This window comes from Robinsoniella sp., from assembly GCF_034124845.1.
This window is the reverse complement of record NZ_JAWYAJ010000089.1, coordinates 1-6,105: the sequence shown is the minus strand read 5'-3', so window position 1 is coordinate 6,105 and position 6,105 is coordinate 1. Positions and strand designations below refer to the sequence as shown.

Here is a 6,105-nt window from a genome sequence, read left to right as displayed (position 1 = left end):
CTCCGTTGCCTGAACGCTGAGCTCATACAGTCCACGCATGGGATTTGCATTTTCTGATTCATAAAAGTGGGTCATGGCTTCAATTACCTGACGTGGTTTCTGAGATGTGGCTGCACTGTCCAGATAAATCAATTCCCTCTTCTGCAAAATAGGGAAGTCTTCTCTGTAATTATGTTTCATTTTGAAACACCTCCTCTACATAGGACTGCACCAGTTTCACGGATGGCTCATGCGGTATCCGGCGGCAGACTGCTTCAATTCCGGCACGGATAATCATTTCCTTCGCCTCATCCTCCCCAATTCCCCTGGACTGCATATAGAATAACAGGGCTTCGTCTATTCTTCCAATGGTTGCTCCGTGATTTCCCTCCACCTCTTCTTCGCCGCAGAGAATCAGCGGAATTGTCTTATTGATTACATCCCGTCCAAAGAGCAGCGTTTCTTCCTGTTCCTCTCCCACACTGCCTTTTGCTCCTCTGCAAAAATCGATCGTGCCTCTGAACACCTTTTCTGCCTGATCCAGCAGGGCACCTTTTACTTCCATACGGCTGTCGGTTTTTTTTCCTTCATGTACAGCGGCGTAATTAATATCCAGTTTTTGCTGCTCCCGGCAGAGATATCCCGTTCCGCTCTCAAAGCTGCTTTGATACCCTTTAAGTCTCGTATGACAGCCTGCCCATCCTCTGTTTCCACCGATCTCCAGCTGCACGACCTCAACTTTTGCCCCATCCTCACAAACAGCTCCAATATCATCAAAATGATCTGCCTTTTCTCCCAGAAGCTGCAGCTTGATGACCCGCACCAGTGCGTTTTTCTCTGCATAAATCCTTGTACGGATACCAAACAGCGACACGCTGTCTTTAGCGGAGCTGTAATCCATTATTACGGTAATTTCGCTGCCTTCCCGGGCATAGATGATCTGGTCTTCAAAGGATGCTCCCTGATCCCTGCTGGTATAATGCAGCAACAGCGGATCTTCAGCCATGCAGCCCTTTTCTGCCAGATATCCTATGGTTTCTGTCTGCATCTCGTGAAGAAATACTCCCACTTCCTCACCCATTCCCGTTTTAATCTCTTCCACGGCAGGCAGGATACGTTCCAGTTCCTCTTTTTCCATCAGGCGGATGCCACTTGGAACAGTCCTGCTGCACTCTATTTCCTCCTGCTTCACATCCATATTGAAATTCATCTGACTGTCATTTATTTTTAACCAGCTCCAGGTAGGAACCGGAAGTCTGTTTACTTTTTTATTACATACAATCTGCATTTTCATTCCTCCTCTCTATCCGATACACCCGCTCATCTCAAGCCGTATCAGATTATTCATCTCCACCGCATATTCCAACGGAAGTTCTTTGGATACCGGATTGGCAAATCCACTGACAATCATTGCTTTCGCCTCTTCTTCGCTGATGCCTCTGGACATCAGATAAAATACGGCATCATCACTGATTCGTCCAATTCTTGCTTCGTGTCCGATATCCGCATCTGAGGTCCGGATGTCCATCGCCGGTATGGTATCCGATCTGGATTCACTGTCCAGCATCAGAGACTGGCAGGATACCGAGGCTTTGCTGTGCTTCGCTTCTTTGGTCACCGTTACGGAACTGCGGTAAGTGCTGTTTCCACCGGATTTCGAAATAGACTTCGTATTGATAAAGGAAGAGGTATGAGGTGCCTTATGCACCATTTTCGCTCCCGTATCCAGGTTCTGTCCATTTCCTGCAAAAGTAATGCCGGTGAATTCCGCCCGAGCCCCTTCCCCATTGAGAATGCTCATGGGATACAGGTAAGACACGTGGGAGCCAAAGGAACCGGAGATCCATTCGATTGTGCCTCCTTCTTCTACCATCGCCCGCTTCGTATTTAGATTAAACATATTCTTTGACCAGTTTTCAATTGTAGAATAGCGAAGCTTCGCATTCTTCTTTACAAATAATTCCACACAGCCTGCATGCAAATTTGCAATGTTATATTTAGGTGCGGAACAGCCTTCAATAAAATGCAGGTCTGCGCCCTCATCTACAATAATCAGTGTATGTTCAAACTGTCCGGCACCTGGTGCATTCAGCCTGAAATAAGACTGCAGCGGAATGGTAACAGACACACCAGGCGGTACATAGACAAAAGATCCCCCTGACCACACTGCCCCGTGCAGCGCTGCGAACTTGTGGTCTCTTGGTGTTACCAGCTTCATAAAGTGCCTTCTCACCATATCTGCGTATTCCCCTTTCAGTGCGCTTTCCATATCCGTATAGATAACGCCCTGCTCCAGCACTTCCTGTCTCACATTGTGGTAAACAAGTTCGGAATCATACTGGGCTCCCACTCCGGCGAGGGATTTCCGCTCTGCTTTTGGAATCCCCAGTCTTTCAAAGGTATCCTTAATTTCCTTGGGAACATCCGACCACTTCCCGCTCATAGCAGTATTGGGTCTTACATAAGTAACGATCTGATCCATATGTAAGCCATCCAGCGCCGGTCCCCACTGGGGCACTTCCATCTGGTTATAAATCTGAAGAGAACGCAGACGGAACAATTCCATCCATGCCGGGTCTTTTTTCTCTCTGGATATCTGCTCCACAATTTCCGGTGTCAGACCTTCCTGTACCCGGTAAAAGCCCTTCTCATCATCTTTTACATCATAAATGCTTCTGTCGATATCATCTACATAGGTCTTTTCTTTCATGCAATCTCATCTCCCATCTGCCGGTAAAACTGATCGAATCCATGCCTATTGATTTCCTCTACCAGTTCCGGTCCGCCGATTTTCACGAGTTTCCCCTTGATCATAACGTGGGTATAGTCCACGTGGAGATATTCCAGTATCTTCGTACTGTGGGTAATAATCAAAAGCGCTCCATCCTTCTGCTTCTGGTATTCCTCAATCCCTTTGGAAACAGTCCGGACAGCATCCACGTCAAGCCCGGAATCCGTTTCATCCAAAATAGCCAGCTTGGGTTTTAACATCAGCATTTGCAGGATTTCTGACTTTTTCTTCTCACCGCCGGAAAACCCCACATTCAAATCCCGTTCGGCATACGAAGGATCCATCTGAAGCAGTTCCATTGCTTTATTCATGGAACGCTGAAAAGATAAAAGCTTTAACTTCTCCCCGGTCTGCTGATGTATGGCATTGCGGATAAAACTCTGAAGAGAGATACCCGGAACCTCCAGGGGATTCTGGAAGGAAAGAAACATGCCCATCCTGGCACGCTTATCTGTGGATTCTTCTGTGATATCCCTGCCTTCAAATAAAACAGATCCCTGCTCCACCCGATACTGAGGATTGCCCATGAGAATATTTCCAAGGGTAGACTTTCCGGCTCCATTGGGACCCATTAAGACATGTGTCTCTCCCTTTTTCATATTCAGGTCCACATGCTGTAAAATAAGACCATTATCTATACTTACGGATAAATCATTTATTTGTAATAAATCTTTTGACATTCTAAAACCTCCTGTAAAAGTGTATATTTTAATTCCGAGTATTTTACTGGGAATTAATTTACTTACATTATAATCCCCTTCTTTAAAATTAGCAATAGGCAACTTCTAATTTTTTTAACTGTACAGCAAAAAGAGAACAGGAATGCAAGGATCTCTTATCCACGCAGTCTGTTCTCTCTACTTTTCCGCCACATCCACTTAGAGTTTTAATAACATTAAATAATCTTCCTCTTTTTCTTCCATGATTTGGAATCCCGTTTTTCTATACATGCCCAAAGCATAGTTATCTTTTGCTACGCTCAGAGATGCCTGTGCATAACCGTCTTCTCTCAATAGCTGGATCATCGCTTCCATCAGTTTGGTTCCAATTCCTCTGCCCCTGAAATTTTCATTTATGGAAATGGCGAACTCCGGAGTGTCTGGGTCTACATTTCCATACCCCGGATTGGGTTCTGCCAAAATTCTGGTCCATACAGCTCCAACAATTTCCCCATCCGCCTCTGCCACCAGGCACCGGTCATCCTTTTTCCCAAAATCCTCAATATAGTGGTACAAATCCGGCTGATAGATAACTTCTCTGGGCAGCTTTGGCTCCTGCTCCGGCTGAAAGACTGCATCATATAACATGTCTTCCAGAATTTTCGTTTCCTGTGGTTTGAGCTTTCGAATGATCATACGGTTCCTCCCGACTGGTGCTGTAATAATTTTTATCTGTTTTTTCTTACCGGTATTATAACACCTCACAGATCCTTTGGATAGCAGAACTTATAAAGAATATACCTCAGGAATATACTCCTTTTCCAGGATCATTTATAAACAAAATCTGTTTCTTTGGGGAAATATCCCAAACTGGCCGCCGGTATGTATGAACAGCACATTTCCCGTCAATAGTGGATTTCGTTTGTACAGTTCGGATACCAACCCGTACATGGCCTTTCCGGTATAGACAGGATCCAGCAGAATTCCCGTCTGAAGTGCCGTTTTATGGATAAAATCCATCACCTGAGAAGAGGTGATTCCATAACCCTCTCCCACATAGTCGTACAATATCTGAATGCGGTCATAACTGATCCGGTTACGGCATCCTCCAATACGAAGCCCCTCTTCAACGATCCCGGCTATCTGCATTTCGGCATCTGCATTTTTATCATAGATATTGAATCCTACAATCCTTTTCCGGCATCCATACAGTTCATTTGCGGCATAAAGTCCGGCATATGTTCCACCGGATCCATCCGCTACGCAGATTGTGTCAAAGGGCTCCCGCAGCAAACGTTCCTGCATCATGATTTCTTCGTATGCCTGAAAATACCCAAAGAATCCAATTCCATTTGAAGCTCCTTCGGGAATGATATACGCCTGGATACCTCTGCGTGCATAGGATGCCCTGATATCCTCCATATATTGTTGTCTGCGGCATTTATAATCTTCTTCTGAAATAAACTGTACACTGGCACCAAAAAGCAGATCCAGAAAATAATTTCCATCCGGCTGCATATCACTGCCTTTTAAAACCAAATGTGCCTTTCTGGAAAATAATGCTGCAGCCGATGCTACTGCTCTGACATGGTTAGACTGGATCCCTCCACAGGTAATAAATACCTCTGCCCCCTGATCCATTCCATGTTTTAACGCATACTCCAGCTTCCGTACCTTATTTCCGCTCATCTCAAATCCGGTAAAATCATCCCTTTTTATAAAAAGTCTGGCGTTTTCTCTGCAATAGTCCATCCCATCAAGAGACCATATTGGCGTGGGTAAATTGGCAAGCTCCAGTCTGTCCGGTTTTCTCATTCTGGCTGACCTCCAAATACGATTTATTTATCATATGCCCGTCTCACAGGGAATAGAATGCTGTTGCCAATCAAAATCTGTCTGTGATAAAGTTTTCTTTATTGTATATTAGATTAACATTTTTCCATATATATATAACATTAAAGCAGAAAATATCGCCCAGCAAACACAAGAAGTAATATTTTTTGATAATTGGTTATTTAATTATTCCTTTTCCTATAATTTCATGTTACATTTATACGGGAGGAAAAAGTTATGATAATGAAACTATCGTTGATTAGACCTGTTCTGCTATTTATTGTGGCTGCCTTATTATTGAAAACAGCTGCCATCCCTGTTACATATTGTTTTGCAGCTCCAGAGTATTACATTATGAATATCACCGATCACCAAACCGATGAACAGGGCAATTGCATTATCCATGTAATTATCCGTAATTCGCAGTTTCCTAATCAGGTAAGTAAAACTGCATCCAGTATTACTGCGTGGCATCGGGTTATGAACAATGAGCACTACCGTTACCGCACTTATATCTATCTTTACCATGATGTATTTGAATATCAGCGGCGTGAACCTTACAAAATACTTTCACAGGATATCCATTCCGAATTTACCCACATTTAATGTTTCAAATCGTTGCACATTAAGCTTATAAATTATGCTAAAGTTATTCTATATTAGCCTTACGCTAATATATTTCATAACTCATAGCCCAGTTCCCACAACTGGGCGACCCGATATTTTGACTCCGGATTCAACATAATCCGGAGTCTTTTTTGTATATTTCATCGTAATTTCCAAACTGTATTCCAGTAAAATATCTGCAGGCAGCATTGATACACTAAAAAAGCCTTTACAAAC

Annotated in this window: 7 protein-coding genes; 1 reads left to right on the top strand and 6 read right to left on the bottom strand. The window is 43.8% G+C overall.

Annotated elements, in window-relative coordinates; all coding sequences use genetic code 11:
- The 6 genes from ACH2DQ_RS04475 to ACH2DQ_RS04450 form a co-directional block, all read right to left on the bottom strand.
- Nucleotides 1-180 (bottom strand): aminotransferase class V-fold PLP-dependent enzyme (locus ACH2DQ_RS04475; RefSeq protein ID WP_395025728.1); only part of this gene is annotated, 180 nt, incomplete at its 3' end.
- On the bottom strand, nucleotides 170-1,267 hold the full coding sequence (locus ACH2DQ_RS04470) for a SufB/SufD family protein (RefSeq protein ID WP_394913435.1): 1,098 nt from the start codon (nucleotides 1,265-1,267) through the stop codon (nucleotides 170-172). The genes ACH2DQ_RS04475 and ACH2DQ_RS04470, both read right to left, overlap by 11 nt.
- A gap of 15 nt (nucleotides 1,268-1,282) precedes the next feature.
- Nucleotides 1,283-2,689: a Fe-S cluster assembly protein SufB gene (sufB, locus tag ACH2DQ_RS04465; RefSeq protein WP_394913434.1), complete on the bottom strand. Its 1,407-nt coding sequence runs from the start codon at nucleotides 2,687-2,689 to the stop codon at nucleotides 1,283-1,285.
- Nucleotides 2,686-3,450 (bottom strand): Fe-S cluster assembly ATPase SufC, encoded by a 765-nt coding sequence (gene sufC, locus ACH2DQ_RS04460; protein WP_394913433.1) that lies wholly within the window; start codon nucleotides 3,448-3,450, stop codon nucleotides 2,686-2,688. Before sufC ends, sufB begins: the two co-directional genes overlap by 4 nt.
- Nucleotides 3,451-3,648: 198 nt before the next feature.
- Complete coding sequence (locus ACH2DQ_RS04455) at nucleotides 3,649-4,125, bottom strand: GNAT family N-acetyltransferase (RefSeq protein WP_394913432.1); 477 nt, start codon at nucleotides 4,123-4,125, stop codon at nucleotides 3,649-3,651.
- Nucleotides 4,126-4,260: 135 nt separating this feature from the next.
- Nucleotides 4,261-5,244 carry a 1-aminocyclopropane-1-carboxylate deaminase/D-cysteine desulfhydrase gene (locus ACH2DQ_RS04450; protein WP_394913431.1) on the bottom strand — a complete coding sequence of 328 codons (984 nt, stop codon included), beginning with the start codon at nucleotides 5,242-5,244 and terminating at the stop codon, nucleotides 4,261-4,263.
- A 255-nt stretch (nucleotides 5,245-5,499) separates the two neighbouring features.
- Here ACH2DQ_RS04450 and ACH2DQ_RS04445 point away from each other — a divergent pair, with 255 nt between their 5' ends.
- Nucleotides 5,500-5,868: a hypothetical protein gene (locus ACH2DQ_RS04445; protein WP_394913430.1), complete on the top strand. Its 369-nt coding sequence runs from the start codon at nucleotides 5,500-5,502 to the stop codon at nucleotides 5,866-5,868.
- The last annotated feature ends 237 nt before the right edge of the window (nucleotides 5,869-6,105 follow it).

Bases quoted from the DNA above. Each gene is read 5' to 3' on its own strand.
- ACH2DQ_RS04445 (WP_394913430.1), top strand. From the start codon at position 5,500: ATGATAATGAAACTATCGTTGATTAGACCTGTTCTGCTATTTATTGTG.
- sufB (WP_394913434.1), bottom strand. From the start codon at position 2,689: ATGAAAGAAAAGACCTATGTAGATGATATCGACAGAAGCATTTATGAT.
- ACH2DQ_RS04470 (WP_394913435.1), bottom strand. From the start codon at position 1,267: ATGCAGATTGTATGTAATAAAAAAGTAAACAGACTTCCGGTTCCTACC.
- sufC (WP_394913433.1), bottom strand. From the start codon at position 3,450: ATGTCAAAAGATTTATTACAAATAAATGATTTATCCGTAAGTATAGAT.
- ACH2DQ_RS04455 (WP_394913432.1), bottom strand. From the start codon at position 4,125: ATGATCATTCGAAAGCTCAAACCACAGGAAACGAAAATTCTGGAAGAC.
- ACH2DQ_RS04450 (WP_394913431.1), bottom strand. From the start codon at position 5,244: ATGAGAAAACCGGACAGACTGGAGCTTGCCAATTTACCCACGCCAATA.